Annotated in this window: 12 protein-coding genes and 2 pseudogenes; 13 read left to right on the top strand and 1 reads right to left on the bottom strand. The window is 43.9% G+C overall.

Features of this window, described 5'->3' with window-relative positions:
* Positions 1-87: 87 nt before the first annotated feature.
* The 9 genes and pseudogenes from OQV04_RS19465 to OQV04_RS19505 all read left to right on the top strand — a co-directional run.
* Positions 88-507: pseudogene (locus OQV04_RS19465) on the top strand (fimbria/pilus outer membrane usher protein); the annotation flags it as partial.
* Between the two features lie 9 nt (positions 508-516).
* Positions 517-639, top strand: a pseudogene (locus tag OQV04_RS19470) (type 1 fimbrial protein); the annotation flags it as partial.
* Between the two features lie 12 nt (positions 640-651).
* Entirely contained in the window at positions 652-1155 is a 504-nt protein-coding gene (locus OQV04_RS19475) for a fimbrial protein (RefSeq protein WP_032280873.1), read from the top strand.
* A 59-nt stretch (positions 1156-1214) separates the two neighbouring features.
* Entirely contained in the window at positions 1215-2129 is a 915-nt protein-coding gene (locus OQV04_RS19480) for a fimbrial protein (RefSeq protein ID WP_045178363.1), read from the top strand.
* 333 nt (positions 2130-2462) lie between these two features.
* Positions 2463-4742 carry an acid resistance putative oxidoreductase YdeP gene (gene ydeP, locus OQV04_RS19485; RefSeq protein WP_332642618.1) on the top strand — a complete coding sequence of 760 codons (2280 nt, stop codon included), beginning with the start codon at positions 2463-2465 and terminating at the stop codon, positions 4740-4742.
* A gap of 247 nt (positions 4743-4989) precedes the next feature.
* Entirely contained in the window at positions 4990-5187 is a 198-nt protein-coding gene (safA, locus tag OQV04_RS19490; protein WP_032281797.1) for a two-component system connector SafA, read from the top strand.
* Positions 5188-5261: 74 nt separating this feature from the next.
* Entirely contained in the window at positions 5262-6023 is a 762-nt protein-coding gene (ydeO, locus tag OQV04_RS19495; RefSeq protein WP_000060474.1) for an acid stress response transcriptional regulator YdeO, read from the top strand.
* A 401-nt stretch (positions 6024-6424) separates the two neighbouring features.
* Entirely contained in the window at positions 6425-8107 is a 1683-nt protein-coding gene (locus tag OQV04_RS19500; RefSeq protein ID WP_001303114.1) for a sulfatase-like hydrolase/transferase, read from the top strand.
* 51 nt (positions 8108-8158) lie between these two features.
* Positions 8159-9316 (top strand): anaerobic sulfatase maturase, encoded by a 1158-nt coding sequence (locus OQV04_RS19505; RefSeq protein ID WP_274446747.1) that lies wholly within the window; start codon positions 8159-8161, stop codon positions 9314-9316.
* Here the strand turns inward: OQV04_RS19505 and OQV04_RS19510 are convergent.
* A complete protein-coding gene (locus OQV04_RS19510; RefSeq protein WP_122986402.1) occupies positions 9282-9404 on the bottom strand; it encodes a hypothetical protein in 123 nt (40 codons plus the stop codon). The two genes, OQV04_RS19505 and OQV04_RS19510, sit on opposite strands and share 35 nt — an antisense overlap.
* A 201-nt stretch (positions 9405-9605) precedes the next feature.
* Between OQV04_RS19510 and OQV04_RS19515 the strand changes: the two genes are divergently transcribed.
* From OQV04_RS19515 to OQV04_RS19530, 4 genes are all read left to right on the top strand, one after another.
* Positions 9606-11291 carry an ABC transporter ATP-binding protein/permease gene (locus OQV04_RS19515; protein WP_032281792.1) on the top strand — a complete coding sequence of 562 codons (1686 nt, stop codon included), beginning with the start codon at positions 9606-9608 and terminating at the stop codon, positions 11289-11291.
* A 37-nt stretch (positions 11292-11328) separates the two neighbouring features.
* A complete protein-coding gene (locus OQV04_RS19520; RefSeq protein WP_332642624.1) occupies positions 11329-13701 on the top strand; it encodes a TonB-dependent receptor plug domain-containing protein in 2373 nt (790 codons plus the stop codon).
* A 56-nt stretch (positions 13702-13757) separates the two neighbouring features.
* Positions 13758-16541, top strand: coding sequence for a M16 family metallopeptidase (locus OQV04_RS19525; RefSeq protein WP_332642626.1), 2784 nt, complete (start codon positions 13758-13760; stop codon positions 16539-16541).
* Between the two features lie 362 nt (positions 16542-16903).
* A partial coding sequence (locus tag OQV04_RS19530; RefSeq protein ID WP_001501869.1) for a pyridoxal-dependent decarboxylase occupies positions 16904-17286 on the top strand: 383 nt, incomplete at its 3' end.

Here is a 17286-nt window from a genome sequence, read left to right on the forward strand (position 1 = left end):
AACGGTCTGCGTTGTCGGGAAGATGCGTGATCTGATCCTTCAACTCAGCAAAAGTTCGATTTATTCAACAAAGCCGGGGCCAGTCTAATTGGTAGTTGGCGACTACGCGATAACTCAACGTGGAGTTATAACAGTGGGAGTAGCAATTCATCTGACAGCAATAAATGGCAGCATATCAATACGTCGGCTGAACGTGACATTATTCCCTTACGCTCACGGTTAACGGTAGGTGATAGTTATACCGATGGCGATATTTTTGATAGTGTGAACTTTCGTGGCCTCAAAATAAATTCAACAGAAGCGATGTTGCCCGATAGCCAACATGGTTTCGCTCCGGTGATTCATGGTATTGCCCGTGGCACCGCACAAGTGAGTGTAAAACAGAACGGATACGATGTTTATCAGACTACTGTTCCACCCGGCCCTTTTACTATTGATGATATCAACTCTGCGGCCAATGGTGGTGATCTGCAAGTAACCATAAAAGAGGCAGACGGCAGTATTCAGACATTATAGATCCCACTGGTACCAGAACAGAACAATATTTTGCCTTACTCCGCTCGTCTGAAGTCAACTCAGAAGTCCGTCAATCCGGGACTGGTGAGGGCTTCGGCAACCTTTACCCTTGAATTTCAATAATCAGAGTCAGATATGAAAAGACTTCACAAGAGGTTCCTGTTAGCTACGTTTTGCGCGTTATTCACAGCAACTCTCCAGGTCGCCGATGTCACTATCACTGTTAATGGTCGGGTAGTCGCTAAACCCTGCACTATTCAAACCAAAGAAGCTAACGTTAATCTCGGGGATCTTTATACGCGCAATCTGCAACAACCTGGTTCTGCATCTGGCTGGCACAATATTACTTTGTCATTAACCGATTGTCCGGCTGAAACAAGTGCAGTGACGGCAATCGTGACAGGTTCAACTGACAATACGGGTTATTACACAAATGAAGGTACTGCCGAAAATATTCAGATAGAGCTGAGGGATGACCAGGATGCGACGTTAAAAAATGGCGATAGCAAAACGGTTATTGTTGATGAGATCACTCGTAATGCACAGTTTCCACTTAAGGCAAGAGCTATCACGGTGAATGGAAACGCAAGCCAGGGAACGATCGAGGCGCTAATCAATGTGATCTACACCTGGCAATAACATCGATTCGATTTTCTTAGCCTTCTTTTTAAATCAATTTTTTAACCTTAGGATATATCATGGGTAAAACAATCAGTATAAAGGTCCTGTTCGGTATTTATCTTCTATTAATGGCAGGCAAAGTTTTTGCCTTCAGTTGTAATGTCGATGGCGGGTCAAGTATTGGAGCTGGTACAACCTCTGTTTATGTTAATCTCGACCCTGTAATACAGCCGGGCCAGAATCTGGTTGTAGACTTGTCTCAGCATATAAGTTGCTGGAATGATTACGGCGGCTGGTACGACACTGATCATATAAACCTGGTACAAGGCTCAGCTTTCGCAGGCTCTCTACAGTCATATAAAGGATCGCTGTACTGGAATAATGTGACCTACCCCTTCCCGTTGACGACAAATACCAACGTATTGGATATTGGTGATAAGACACCGATGCCATTACCGTTAAAACTCTATATTACCCCAGTCGGGGCGGCCGGTGGAGTTGTCATAAAAGCCGGGGAAGTTATTGCCCGTATTCATATGTATAAAATTGCCACGTTAGGAAGCGGAAATCCGCGTAATTTTACGTGGAATATTATTTCAAATAACAGTGTTGTTATGCCAACAGGCGGCTGCACTGTTGATAGTCGTAATGTCACCGTGAATCTCCCGGACTTTCCTGGAAGCGCAGAAATCCCCCTTGGCGTATATTGCTCAAGTGAACAAAAGCTCTCATTTTATCTTTCGGGTGCTACCACTGACAGTGCTAAACAAGTGTTTGCTAACACAGCACCAGATGCAACAAAAGCATCGGGAGTGGGTGTCTCTCTGATGCGTAATGGAAAAATACTGGCTACGGGAGAAAATGTCTCCCTGGGGACAGTAAATAAAAGCAAAGTACCTCTGGGTTTAAGCGCAACCTATGGACAAACAGGGAACAAAGTTTCAGCCGGAACCGTCCAGTCAGTCATTGGTGTCACTTTTATCTATGAATAATTGTGATTTTGACCTTAGTCTATGCGCTCCATTCACGAAAATTGCGCGGATAATTATTTTGTGAAAGCTATTATCCTACACCTGTAAGAAAATCCGCGCACAATTGAAGCCAGAGTCTTATTTTTTATATTGAAAAATATGTTAATTTAAACACTATGAGAGATGATGCTTACCTTATCGTATTTAATCTATGGTTTAACGATAATAGATTAAAAATAGAAAGAGAGTAGTCCCCTACTCTTATATATCCATGTTGGCGATAATCCCTTTGTATGTACTGTGCATCATCGCTATTACAAATCCTAATAATTCATTTCCACACAGGATAAGTAGATGAAGAAAAAAATTGAATCCTACCAGGGTGCTGCCGGTGGTTGGGGTGCTGTTAAATCCGTAGCGAATGCAGTACGTAGGCAGATGGATATACGCCAGGATGTTATTGCCATGTTTGACATGAATAAGCCAGAGGGCTTTGACTGTCCGGGTTGTGCATGGCCAGATCCTAAGCACAGTGCGTCATTCGACATTTGTGAAAACGGCGCAAAAGCAATCGCCTGGGAAGTCACGGATAAGCAGGTAAACGCCTCTTTCTTTGCTGAGAATACGGTTCAATCATTACTTACCTGGGGAGACCACGAGCTTGAGGCTGCGGGGCGACTCACTCAGCCTTTGAAATATGATGCCGTCAGCGACTGTTACAAGCCATTAAGCTGGCAACAAGCTTTCAATGAAATTGGCGCACGCCTTCAAAGCTATAGTGATCCCAATCAGGTTGAATTCTATACTTCGGGCCGCACTTCCAATGAAGCTGCCTTTCTTTATCAGCTTTTTGCCCGTGAATACGGGAGCAATAACTTTCCCGACTGCTCCAACATGTGCCATGAACCGACAAGCGTGGGTTTGGCAGCGAGTATCGGTGTAGGTAAAGGGACCGTGTTGCTGGAAGACTTTGAGAAGTGCGATTTAGTCATTTGCATTGGGCATAACCCTGGTACAAACCACCCTCGCATGCTGACTTCGTTGCGCGCTTTAGTGAAACGGGGAGCGAAAATGATCGCCATCAATCCTCTACAGGAACGTGGCCTGGAGCGATTTACCGCACCGCAAAACCCGTTTGAAATGCTGACGAACTCTGAGACTCAGTTGGCCAGTGCCTACTACAACGTGCGCATTGGTGGCGATATGGCGTTGCTCAAGGGGATGATGCGCCTGTTAATTGAGCGCGATGATGCTGCAAGTGCCGCAGGTCGGCCCTCATTGCTGGATGACGAATTTATTCAAACGCATACCGTCGGCTTTGACGAGCTACGCCGTGACGTTCTCAATTCCGAGTGGAAAGATATCGAACGTATTTCTGGACTAAGTCAGACACAAATCGCCGAACTGGCTGATGCATATGCCGCTGCCGAACGCACCATTATCTGTTACGGAATGGGGATCACTCAGCACGAACATGGTACCCAGAATGTACAGCAACTGGTCAATCTGCTGTTGATGAAAGGTAACATTGGCAAGCCTGGTGCGGGTATCTGCCCACTACGTGGCCACTCTAATGTACAGGGCGACCGAACCGTCGGTATCACCGAGAAACCGTCTGCAGAGTTTCTGGCTCGCCTGGGTGAGCGCTATGGCTTCACACCACCTCAAGCACCTGGACATGCTGCAATTGCCAGCATGCAAGCAATATGTTCAGGGCAGGCTCGAGCATTGATCTGCATGGGGGGCAACTTTGCACTGGCAATGCCAGATCGGGAAGCGAGCGCTGTACCGTTAACGCAATTAGATCTGGCGGTACACGTAGCCACTAAGCTTAACCGCTCTCATCTGCTGACCGCACGGCATAGCTATATTCTGCCGGTTCTGGGACGTAGCGAGATTGACATGCAAAAAAGCGGTGCGCAGGCGGTAACCGTTGAGGATTCAATGTCGATGATTCATGCCTCGCGTGGCGTGTTAAAACCCGCCGATGTAATGCTGAAATCAGAGTGTGCAGTGGTCGCGGGAATCGCGCAGGCAGCACTACCCCAGAGCGTGGTAGCCTGGGAGTATCTGGTGGAAGATTATGATCGCATTCGCAATGACATTGAAGCTGTGCTGCCAGAGTTCGCCGATTATAACCAGCGCATCCGACATCCTGGAGGTTTTCACCTGATAAATGCAGCTGCTGAAAGGCGCTGGATGACGCCGTCAGGTAAGGCTAATTTCATTACCAGCAAAGGGCTGTTAGAAGATCCCTCTTCAGCGTTTAACAGTAAGCTGGTCATGGCGACAGTACGCAGTCACGATCAGTACAACACGACGATTTATGGTATGGATGATCGTTATCGAGGGGTATTCGGTCAACGAGATGTGGTCTTTATGAGTGCTAAACAAGCTAAAATTTGCCGTGTAAAAAACGGCGAAAGAGTTAATCTTATTGCGCTTACGCCAGACGGTAAGCGCAGCTCACGCCGCATGGATAGATTAAAAGTGGTCATTTACCCTATGGCTGACCGCTCACTGGTGACCTATTTTCCAGAATCGAATCACATGCTAACACTTGATAACCACGATCCATTAAGTGGCATTCCTGGCTATAAAAGTATTCCGGTTGAATTAGAACCATCAAATTAATGCCTCTTCTCATTTCTTCTGCTGTCATCCGCACAGCAGAAGAATTCCTCATTGACTATTATCGCGCAATTTGCTCACATGGATTAAATTAAACTACATACTATAAGATATAAACTTCTGCCTACAGCTGTAAGAAACTCCGCTCAGTACTGAAGCACCAGTCCTATTTCCTCTTTTCTCCAGCCTGTTATATTAAGCATACTGATTAACGATTTTTAACGTTATCCGCTAAATAAACATATTTGAAATGCATTCGACCACAGTGAAAAACAAAATCACGCAAAGAGACAACTATAAAGAAATCATGTTTGTAATTGTGGTTGTCTTATTACTGACCCTTACGTTGATAGCCATTTTTTCGGCAATTGATCAGCTGGGCATTTCAGAAATGGGTCGCATTGCAAGAGATCTTACACATTTCATTATCAATAGTTTGCAAGACTGAAAATAAACAGCAAATTATAAATATGAAATGTTAAAAAAGTATCGATAAAAACTTTATTGTTTTAAGGAGATAAAATGTCGCTCGTTTGTTCTGTTATATTTATTCATCATGCCTTCAACGCTAACATTTTAGATAAAGATTACGCCTTCTCTGACGGCGAGATCCTGATGGTAGATAACGCTGTTCGTACGCATTTTGAACCTTATGAGCGGCATTTTAAAGAAATCGGATTTAATGAAAATACCATTAAAAAATATCTACAATGCACTAACATCCAGACAGTGACGGTGCCTGTTCCTGCGAAGTTTTTACGTGCTTCTAATGTACCGACTGGATTGCTTAATGAAATGATTGCTTATCTCAACTCGGAAGAACGCAATCATCATAATTTTTCAGAACTTTTGCTTTTTTCTTGCCTGTCTATTTTTGCCGCATGCAAAGGTTTCATTACACTATTAACTAACGGTGTGCTATCCGTTTCCGGGAAAGTGAGAAATATTGTCAACATGAAGCTGGCGCACCCATGGAAGCTGAAAGATATTTGTGACTGCCTGTACATCAGTGAAAGCCTGTTGAAGAAAAAACTTAAGCAAGAGCAAACGACATTCTCACAGATTCTTTTAGATGCCAGAATGCAGCACGCAAAAAATTTGATACGCGTAGAAGGTTCAGTCAATAAAATTGCCGAACAATGTGGTTATGCCAGTACATCTTATTTTATTTATGCGTTCCGCAAACATTTCGGCAACAGTCCGAAGAGAGTTTCTAAGGAGTACCGTTGTCAAAGGCACACCGGTATGAACACGGACAACACGATGAGTGCTTTAGCTATTTGATTATTTGCTAACGGGTAGTCAACCACACACGCTACGTAAGAATTAAATGGGGCAGCCATTCCTTGCCCCGCGTTGTTTTTAGGCGATATATTTATTGAAATAAATAAGTGACATTCATCACATATTTATGCATTTGCATAACCTATTGCATGATTATTTATGATCTCAATTCGGCATTTTGTCAGTAAAATACAATAATTTATTAAATATCAATAGATTAGTTGTTTATCGGCGAGAAATTACTTAGTAGAACAGAAAGTAATGTCAACGCTTTATGGACTGTTATTTCCCTTTTTTTAGCTAAATCTGCTATCTCTTTATGTGACTAACTTCACTTACATCCACTTATTTCTCTTCGTAAAATTACTTCGGAATTAAGTACAATAAGAAGAGGAACATTTATGAAGTCTGCATTAAAGAAAAGTGTCGTAAGTACCTCGATATCTTTGATACTGGCATCTGGTATGGCTGCATTTGCTGCTCATGCGGCAGATGATGTAAAGCTGAAAGCAACCAAAACAAACGTTGCTTTCTCAGACTTTACGCCGACTGAATACAGTACCAAAGGAAAGCCAAATATTATCGTACTGACCATGGATGATCTTGGTTATGGACAACTTCCTTTTGATAAGGGATCTTTTGACCCAAAAACAATGGAAAATCGTGAAGTTGTCGATACCTACAAAATAGGGATAGATAAAGCCATTGAAGCTGCACAAAAATCAACGCCGACGCTCCTTTCATTAATGGATGAAGGCGTACGTTTTACTAACGGCTATGTGGCACACGGTGTTTCCGGCCCCTCCCGCGCCGCAATAATGACCGGTCGAGCTCCCGCCCGCTTTGGTGTCTATTCCAATACCGATGCTCAGGATGGTATTCCGCTCACAGAAACTTTCTTGCCTGAATTATTCCAGAATCATGGTTATTACACTGCAGCAGTAGGTAAATGGCACTTGTCAAAAATCAGTAATGTGCCGGTACCGGAAGATAAACAAACACGTGACTATCATGACAACTTCACCACATTTTCTGCGGAAGAATGGCAACCGCAAAACCGTGGCTTTGATTACTTTATGGGATTCCACGCTGCAGGAACGGCATATTACAACTCCCCTTCACTGTTCAAAAATCGTGAACGTGTCCCCGCAAAAGGTTATATCAGCGATCAGTTAACCGATGAGGCAATTGGCGTTGTTGATCGTGCCAAAACACTTGACCAGCCTTTTATGCTTTACCTGGCTTATAATGCTCCGCACCTGCCAAATGATAATCCTGCACCGGAGCAATATCAGAAGCAATTTAATACCGGTAGTCAAACAGCAGATAACTACTACGCTTCCGTTTATTCTGTTGATCAGGGTGTAAAACGCATTCTCGAACAACTGAAGAAAAACGGACAGTATGACAATACAATTATTCTCTTTACCTCCGATAATGGTGCGGTTATCGATGGCCCTCTGCCGCTGAACGGGGCGCAAAAAGGCTATAAGAGTCAGACCTATCCTGGCGGTACTCACACCCCAATGTTTATGTGGTGGAAAGGAAAACTTCAACCCGGTAATTATGACAAGCTGATTTCCGCAATGGATTTCTACCCGACAGCTCTTGATGCAGCCGATATCAGCATTCCAAAAGACCTTAAGCTGGATGGCGTTTCCTTGCTGCCCTGGTTGCAAGATAAGAAACAAGGCGAGCCACATAAAAATCTGACCTGGATAACCTCTTATTCTCACTGGTTTGATGAGGAAAATATTCCATTCTGGGATAATTACCACAAATTTGTCCGTCATCAGTCAGACGATTACCCGCATAACCCCAACACTGAGGACTTAAGCCAATTCTCTTATACGGTGAGAAATAACGATTATTCGCTTGTCTATACAGTAGAAAACAATCAGTTAGGTCTCTACAAACTGACGGATCTACAGCAAAAAGATAACCTTGCCGCCGCCAATCCGCAGGTCGTTAAAGAGATGCAAGGCGTGGTAAGAGAGTTTATCGACAGCAGCCAGCCACCGCTTAGCGAGGTAAATCAGGAGAAGTTTAACAATATCAAGAAAGCACTAAGCGAAGCGAAATAACTAAACCTTCATGCGGCGGATTTTTCCGCCGCCTTATTGAGCGAGATAGCGATGCACGTTACAGCCAAGCCCTACAGTTTTCAATGTAATCTCAAATGTGATTACTGTTTTTACCTTGAAAAAGAGTCGCAGTTTACTCATGAAAAATGGATGGATGACAGCACTCTGAAAGAGTTCATCAAACAATATATCGCAGCGTCTGGCAATCAGGTCTATTTTACCTGGCAAGGCGGTGAACCCACTCTGGCTGGCCTGGATTTTTTCCGTAAAGTTATTCACTATCAACAACGCTATGCAGGCCAAAAACGTATTTTTAATGCATTACAAACGAATGGCATTTTATTGAATAATGAATGGTGTACCTTTCTCAAAGAACATGAGTTTCTGGTTGGTATCTCGATCGATGGACCCCAGGAGCTACATGACCGTTACAGACGCAGTAATTCAGGTAACGGTACTTTTGCAAAAGTGATAGCAGCCATCGAGCGTCTGAAATCATATCAAGTAGAGTTTAATACGTTAACCGTCATTAATAACGTTAATGTCCATTACCCTCTTGAGGTTTATCATTTTTTAAAATCTATCGGCAGTAAACATATGCAATTTATCGAATTGCTCGAAACCGGGACGCCGAATATTGATTTCAGTGGTCATAGTGAGAACACATTCCGCATCATTGATTTTTCTGTGCCTCCCACGGCTTATGGCAAGTTTATGTCAACCATTTTTATGCAATGGGTTAAAAACGATGTGGGTGAAATTTTCATCCGTCAGTTTGAAAGCTTTGTCAGCCGTTTTTTGGGGAATGGGCATACCAGTTGTATTTTCCAGGAGTCCTGCAAGGATAATCTGGTTGTTGAAAGTAATGGAGACATTTACGAATGCGACCATTTTGTCTATCCACAGTACAAAATTGGAAACATTAATAAATCTGAACTCAAAACGACGAACAGTGTACAACTGACAGCGCAAAAAAAACGGATTTCAGCGAAATGTCTGAAATGTGTATATAAACCTATCTGCAATGGCGGTTGTCCTAAGCATCGTATTACTAAAGTAAACAATGAGACTGTTTCTTATTTTTGCGAAGGTTATAAAATCCTTTTTTCAACCATGGTACCTTATATGAACGCCATGGTGGAGTTAGCTAAGAACAGAGTACCGCTTTACCACATTATGGATGTTGCAAAACAAATGGAGAATAATTAATAACGCTCCCTCTTTGCTCCAGTCTTAGCCTCCTTCTTATGGCCTTAACAAGACACCCGACATAAATTCCTGTTGGGTGTTTCGTCATATCATCTTCCCTTGCGAAAATCCTGGCATACGTGGTATGCGTCAGGGCATTAGCAATACCCTTGATTATCAATAGCATAACCATAACCACTGAAAATTAAATATTTCTATATATTTCATATTGTTAAATGATACTTAAATAAATTTCATCAGTAAATCATTGCCATAGATAATCATTGGATGGCACAATCAATTTTCGCTAATGATAACCATTCCCATTACGTTTTGTATGTTGATAGCAAAGTATCTCTGTCTGCTGAAGCCCTTTTGGCTGCGTAAGAATAATAAAACTTCAGTGTTGTTAATCATTATTATCCTCGCCATGATCCTTGGCGTGGTTAAAATTCAGGTCTGGTTAAACGACTGGAATAATGATTTTTTCAATGCGCTAAGCCAGAAAGAAACCGATAAGCTTTGGCAGCTTGTCCTTTGGTTCCCTGCCCTGCTGGGGATCTTTGTATTAATATCAGTAAACAAAACATGGTTAATTAAACTGCTGACTATTCGCTGGCGCGAATGGTTAACAGATTACTACCTTAATCGGTGGTTTGCAGATAAAAACTACTACTTCACGCAGATCTACGGCGAGCATAAAAATACAGATAACCCTGACCAACGTATCGCTGAAGACATTCTCTTACTGATCAGCAAAACGCTCAGTCTTTCATTTGGCTTCATCCAGTCACTTAGCATGCTGATCACCTTTACCGTTATTCTTTGGCAAAGCGCGGGTACGCTCTCATTCACTGTTGGTGGAACAGAATGGAATATCCAGGGGTATATGGTCTATACCGTCGTGCTCATTGTGATCGGTGGAACTTTATTTACCCATAAGGTGGGTAAACGTATTCGTCCGCTTAATGTGGAAAAACAACGTAGCGAAGCGACATTTCGAACTAATCTTGTGCAGCATAATAAACAGGCAGAACTGATTGCGCTAAGCAATGCTGAGTCTCTACAACGCCAGGAGTTGAGCGACAATTTTCATACCATTAAAGAGAACTGGCATCGTTTAATGAATCGTCAGCGGTGGCTTGATTACTGGCAGAATATTTATTCGCGCTCGCTTAGCGTTCTTCCCTACTTACTGTTATTGCCACAGTTTATTAGCGGACAGATCAATCTGGGCGGACTGATGAAATCGCGCCAGGCCTTTATGCTGGTATCGAACAATTTAAGCTGGTTTATTTATAAATATGACGAACTTGCTGAACTGGCTGCGGTTATCGATCGCTTGTATGAGTTCCATCAACTCACCGAACATCGCCCTACGAATAAGCCTAAAAATTGCCAACATGCGGTACAAGTGGCTGATGCGAGTATTCGTACGCCTGATAATAAGATCATATTAGAGAACTTGAACTTTCATGTTTCGCCAGGCAAATGGCTATTACTGAAAGGCTACTCTGGTGCGGGAAAAACCACACTGCTTAAAACATTATCCCACTGCTGGCCGTGGTTTAAAGGTGATATTTCTTCTCCTGCTGACAGTTGGTATGTGTCACAAACACCGTTAATCAAAACCGGCTTACTGAAAGAGATTATTTGTAAAGCACTTCCCCTGCCCGTAGACGATAAATCCTTGAGCGAAGTACTGCATCAGGTTGGTCTGGGGAAATTGGCTGCGCGTATTCATGACCACGATCGCTGGGGAGATATTCTTTCCAGCGGCGAAAAACAACGTATAGCCCTGGCACGATTAATTTTACGACGTCCGAAATGGATATTTCTTGACGAAACTACCTCTCATCTTGAGGAACAAGAGGCTATCCGCTTACTGCGTTTAGTGCGTGAAAAACTACCCACAAGCGGCGTCATTATGGTTACACATCAACCCGGTGTCTGGAACCTGGCAGATGATATTTGTGACATTAGCGCGGTTTTATAAAAACAATAAAAGCCCTGCTGTACGGAGATATAAATAAATGAAGCGAGTTCTTATTCCTGGCGTCATTTTATGTGGCGCTGATGTGGCGCAGGCCGTCGATGACAAAAACATGTACATGCATGTTTTTGAAGAGATGACGGTCTATGCTCCTGTCCCTGTACCCGTAAACGGCAACATGCATTACACCAGTGAAAGCATCGAGCGTTTACCGACCGGGAATGGCAATATCAGCGATCTGCTGAGAACCAACCCTGCGGTACGCATGGATTCAACGCAAAGTACCTCGTTGAACCAGGGAGATATTCGCCCGGAGAAAATCTCTATTCACGGTGCGTCGCCCTATCAGAATGCCTATTTGATTGACGGTATTAGTGCCACTAATAACCTGAACCCAGCGAATGAGTCCGATGCCAGTAGTGCAACCAATATTAGCGGGATGTCACAGGGGTATTATCTTGATGTCAGCTTACTGGACAATGTGACGCTTTATGACAGTTTTGTGCCGGTTGAATTCGGTCGCTTCAATGGCGGGGTAATTGATGCAAAGATCAAACGCTTCAACGCTGATGATAGCAGCGTGAAACTGGGTTATCGCACTACGCGTTCGGACTGGTTAACATCGCATATCGATGAGAATAACAAGAGCGCATTTAATCAAGGCTCTTCAGGAAGTACTTATTACTCCCCAGATTTTAAAAAGAACTTTTATACCTTGTCGTTTAATCAGGAACTCGCTGATAACTTTGGCGTTACCGCCGGTTTATCGCGCCGCCAGTCAGATATCACCCGCGCGGATTATGTTTCGAATGACGGCATTGTCGCCGGTCGGGCACAGTATAAAAACGTTATCGATACTGCATTGAGCAAATTTACCTGGTTTGCCAGCGACCGCTTTACCCACGATTTAACCTTAAAATATACCGGCTCCAGCCGTGATTATAATACCAGCACCTTCCCGCAGTCTGATCGCGAAATGGGTAATAAATCCTATGGTCTGGCATGGGATATGGATACGCAGCTCGCATGGGCCAAACTACGTACCACCGTTGGTTGGGATCATATTAGTGATTATACCCGTCACGATCATGACATCTGGTACACCGAACTTTCATGTACATATGGTGATATTACAGGGCGTTGCACCCGTGGCGGATTAGGACACATTTCCCAGGCTGTAGATAATTACACCTTCAAAACACGCCTGGACTGGCAAAAATTCGCCGTGGGTAATGTTTCGCATCAACCCTACTTCGGCGCGGAATACATCTATTCCGATGCGTGGACTGAACGCCATAACCAGTCTGAATCCTATGTGATTAATGCTGCCGGAAAGAAAACTAACCATACCATTTACCATAAAGGTAAAGGCAGCCTGGGAATTGACAACTACACACTGTATATGGCGGATCGCATTAGCTGGCGTAATGTGTCATTAATGCCCGGCGTGCGGTATGACTATGACAACTATCTGTCAAACCACAATATCTCCCCGCGCTTTATGACGGAATGGGATATTTTTGCTGATCAAACCTCAATGATTACAGCAGGTTATAACCGTTACTATGGCGGGAATATTCTTGATATGGGATTACGTGATATCCGCAATAGCTGGACGGAATCGGTATCAGGTAATAAAACCCTGACGCGTTATCAGGATTTGAAAACGCCTTATAACGATGAACTGGCAATGGGATTGCAGCAAAAAATCGGTAAGAACGTTATTGCGCGCGCAAACTATGTTTACCGTGAAGCGCATGATCAAATCAGCAAAAGCAGTCGTACCGACAGCGCGACTAAAACCACCATTACTGAATATAACAACGACGGCAAAACCAAAACGCATTCGTTCAACCTCAGTTTTGAACTGGCCGAACCCCTGCATATCCGCCAGGTAGATATTAACCCGCAAATTGTCTTTAGCTATATCAAGAGCAAGGGTAACTTGTCGTTAAACAATGGTTATGAGGAGAGCAATACCGGTGATAACCAGGTGGTTTATAACGGCAATCTGGTTTCTTACGATAGCGTTCCAGTGGCGGATTTTAATAACCCATTAAAGATCTCCTTAAACATGGATTTCACGCATCAACCGAGCGGGTTGGTGTGGGCGAATACGCTGGCCTGGCAAGAAGCGCGTAAAGCTCGCATTATCCTGGGTAAGACGAATGCGCAACACATCAGCGAATATTCAGATTACAAGCAGTATGTTGACGAAAAACTGGATAGCAGCCTGACCTGGGACACCCGCTTGTCCTGGACGCCACAATTTCTGAAACAACAAAACCTGACGATCAGTGCCGATATTCTCAATGTACTGGATAGCAAAACCGCGGTTGATACAACGAATACCGGTGTGGCGACCTACGCCAGTGGCCGTACTTTCTGGCTTGATGTCAGCATGAAATTTTAATAGTTCGGATTTTACTTAACCGGGTAAATTCGCCCGGTTTTCGCATGGAGATAATTATGAGAAACCTCTGTTTCTTACTGACGTTAGTGGCAACTCTGTTGCTCCCCGGGCGGCTGATTGCCGCCGCCTTACCGCAGGATGAAAAGTTAATTACCGGGCAACTGGACAATGGCTTGCGATATATGATTTATCCGCATGCTCATCCAAAGGATCAGGTAAACTTATGGCTGCAAATTCATACCGGTTCATTGCAGGAAGAAGACAATGAGCGCGGCGTGGCTCATTTTGTAGAACATATGATGTTTAACGGCACAAAAACATGGCCGGGTAATAAAGTCATCGAAACATTTGAGTCAATGGGCCTGCGTTTTGGTCGCGATGTTAATGCCTATACCAGCTATGACGAAACGGTGTATCAGGTGAGTTTGCCAACTACGCAGAAACAAAATCTGCAACAAGTGATGGCAATCTTCAGTGAATGGAGTAATGCCGCAACCTTTGAAAAACTCGAAGTAGACGCTGAACGCGGCGTAATTACTGAGGAATGGCGTGCCCATCAGGATACGAAATGGCGCACCTCTCAGGCGCGCCGCCCTTTCCTGCTGGCAAATACCCGTAATTTAGACCGTGAACCTATCGGCCTGATGGATACTGTCGCCACGGTCACACCGGCACAATTGCGCCAATTTTATCAACGCTGGTATCAACCAAATAATATGACCTTTATCGTGGTCGGCGATATCGACAGTAAAGAAGCGCTGGCGCTGATAAAGGATAATTTAAGTAAGCTTCCGGCTAACAAAGCAGCTGAAAATCGCGTCTGGCCGACAAAAGCCGAAAACCACCTGCGCTTTAATATCATTAATGATAAAGAAAACCGGGTGAACGGCATCGCACTCTATTATCGCCTGCCAATGGTACAAGTGAACGATGAGCAAAGCTTTATCGAACAAGCTGAATGGAGCATGTTAGTTCAGCTGTTCAATCAACGTCTGCAGGAACGTATACAGTCGGGTGAGTTGAAGACTATTTCTGGCGGCACTGCGCGCAGCGTTAAAATTGCACCCGATTATCAGTCGCTGTTTTTCCGTGTAAATGCACGAGGCGATAATATGCAGGATGCTGCGAATGCATTAATGGCAGAGTTGGCAACCATTGATCAGCATGGTTTTTCTGCTGAAGAACTCGATGATGTCAAATCTACCCGCCTCACCAGGCTGAAAAATGCGGTTGATCAGCAAGCTGAGCGTGATTTACGTATGCTGACCAGTCGCCTGGCATCCAGCTCATTAAATAATACGCCGTTCTTGTCGCCGGAAGAGACATATCAACTTTCGAAACGTCTGTGGCAGCAAATTACCGTGCAAAGTCTGGCGGAAAAATGGCAGCAGTTAAGAAAGAACCAGGACGCATTTTGGGAGCAAATGGTAAACAATGAGCTTGCCGCAAAAAAAGCATTGTCTCCTGCGGCTATCCTGGCGCTGGAAAAAGAGTACGCTAACAAAAAGCTGGCGGCTTACATCTTCCCAGGCAGAAATTTATCGTTAACAGTAGACGCTGACCCACAGGCGGAAATTAGCAGCAAAGAAACGCTGGCTGAGAATCTGACATCATTAACACTTTCCAATGGTGCCAAGGTTATTCTGGCAAAATCCGCGGGTGAAGAGCAAAAGCTACAAATTATTGCCGTATCGAATAAAGGCGATTTAAGTTTCCCTGCGCAGCAAAAATCACTTATCGCGCTGGCAAATAAAGCAGTTAGCGGAAGCGGCGTTGGCGAACTCTCCTCTTCCAGCCTGAAACGCTGGAGTGCGGAAAACTCGGTAACCATGAGCAGTAAAGTCAGTGGCATGAATACGTTGCTCTCCGTTAGCGCGCGGACTAATAACCCTGAACCTGGTTTTCACTTGATTAACCAGCGAATCACCCACAGCACGATTAACGACAATATTTGGGCATCGCTACAAAATGCTCAAATTCAGGCGTTGAAAACGCTCGACCAGCGTCCAGCGGAGAAATTCGCCCAGCAGATGTATGAGACGCGCTATGCTGATGACCGCACGAAATTACTGCAAGAAAATCAGATTGCACAGTTTACTGCCGCAGATGCGCTGGCTGCCGATCGCCAGTTGTTTTCATCTCCAGCGGATATCACGTTTGTCATTGTCGGTAATGTCGCAGAAGACAAACTCGTGGCGTTAATTACGCGTTACTTAGGATCAATCAAACACTCTGATTCGCCATTAGCCGCAGGTAAACCATTAACTCGCGCGACGGACAACGCATCGGTTACTGTAAAGGAACAAAATGAACCTGTAGCACAGGTTTCACAGTGGAGGCGTTATGATTCCCGGACACCTGTTAATCTGGCGACGCGTATGGCGCTCGATGCTTTTAACGTCGCACTGGCAAAAGATCTACGCGTTAATATTCGTGAACAGGCATCTGGAGCATACAGCGTTTCTTCTCGCCTCTCGGTTGATCCTCAGGCCAAAGATATCAGTCATTTGCTGGCTTTTACTTGTCAACCAGAACGACATGATGAACTGTTAACGTTAGCGAATGAAGTGATGGTTAAGCGTCTGGCTAAAGGGATCAGTGAGCAAGAACTGAATGAATACCAGCAAAACGTTCAGCGCAGCCTCGATATCCAACAGCGTAGCGTTCAACAATTAGCGAACACCATTGTAAATAGTCTTATTCAATATGACGATCCTGCAGCATGGACTGAGCAGGAGCAATTGTTGAAACAAATGACGGTAGAGAATGTTAACACTGCCGTTAAACAATATCTTTCTCATCCGGTAAATACTTATACCGGAGTATTATTACCTAAATAATAACAGCCCCGTCAACACATCGTTGGCGGGGATTTTAGCAATATTCGCTATTTTTATGTAATAATTTTATAAATGCGTTCAAAATAATAACCAAGTACTAATAGTGATATTTTAAGGTCTGATTTTTACGTGATAATTTAGGAGGCACAGAAAGCGCATAAAAATAACAACATAGAACACCTTGCCACCACCCAAGAGCTCTCTATTGCATTGTTTTTTTAATGAAAAAATATTATTCCAACAATATCTCACGATAAATAACATTAGGATTTTGTTATTTAAACACGAGTCCTTTGCACTTGCTTACTTTATCGATAAATCCTACTTTTTTAATGCGATCCAATCATTTTAAGGAGTTTAAAATGGATAAGAAGCAAGTAACGGATTTAAGGTCGGAACTACTCGATTCACGTTTTGGTGCGAAGTCTATTTCCACTATCGCAGAATCAAAACGTTTTCCGCTGCACGAAATGCGCGACGATGTCGCATTTCAGATTATCAATGACGAATTATATCTTGATGGCAACGCTCGTCAGAACCTGGCCACTTTCTGCCAGACCTGGGACGACGAAAATGTCCACAAGTTGATGGATTTATCCATTAACAAAAACTGGATCGACAAAGAAGAATATCCGCAATCTGCAGCCATCGACCTGCGTTGCGTAAATATGGTTGCCGATCTGTGGCATGCGCCTGCGCCGAAAAATGGTCAGGCCGTTGGCACCAACACCATTGGTTCTTCCGA

The organism is Escherichia sp. Lx600-2, assembly GCF_036662595.1.
Lineage (GTDB): Bacteria > Pseudomonadota > Gammaproteobacteria > Enterobacterales > Enterobacteriaceae > Escherichia > Escherichia coli.

What these genes read in the sequence shown, in the direction of transcription:
- safA (WP_032281797.1), top strand. Translation starts at nt 4,990, where the DNA reads ATGCATTCGACCACAGTGAAAAACAAAATCACGCAAAGAGACAACTAT.
- OQV04_RS19475 (WP_032280873.1), top strand. Translation starts at nt 652, where the DNA reads ATGAAAAGACTTCACAAGAGGTTCCTGTTAGCTACGTTTTGCGCGTTA.
- OQV04_RS19525 (WP_332642626.1), top strand. Translation starts at nt 13,758, where the DNA reads ATGAGAAACCTCTGTTTCTTACTGACGTTAGTGGCAACTCTGTTGCTC.
- OQV04_RS19520 (WP_332642624.1), top strand. Translation starts at nt 11,329, where the DNA reads ATGAAGCGAGTTCTTATTCCTGGCGTCATTTTATGTGGCGCTGATGTG.
- OQV04_RS19505 (WP_274446747.1), top strand. Translation starts at nt 8,159, where the DNA reads ATGCACGTTACAGCCAAGCCCTACAGTTTTCAATGTAATCTCAAATGT.
- ydeO (WP_000060474.1), top strand. Translation starts at nt 5,262, where the DNA reads ATGTCGCTCGTTTGTTCTGTTATATTTATTCATCATGCCTTCAACGCT.
- ydeP (WP_332642618.1), top strand. Translation starts at nt 2,463, where the DNA reads ATGAAGAAAAAAATTGAATCCTACCAGGGTGCTGCCGGTGGTTGGGGT.
- OQV04_RS19515 (WP_032281792.1), top strand. Translation starts at nt 9,606, where the DNA reads ATGATAACCATTCCCATTACGTTTTGTATGTTGATAGCAAAGTATCTC.
- OQV04_RS19480 (WP_045178363.1), top strand. Translation starts at nt 1,215, where the DNA reads ATGGGTAAAACAATCAGTATAAAGGTCCTGTTCGGTATTTATCTTCTA.
- OQV04_RS19500 (WP_001303114.1), top strand. Translation starts at nt 6,425, where the DNA reads ATGAAGTCTGCATTAAAGAAAAGTGTCGTAAGTACCTCGATATCTTTG.
- OQV04_RS19510 (WP_122986402.1), bottom strand. Translation starts at nt 9,404, where the DNA reads ATGACGAAACACCCAACAGGAATTTATGTCGGGTGTCTTGTTAAGGCC.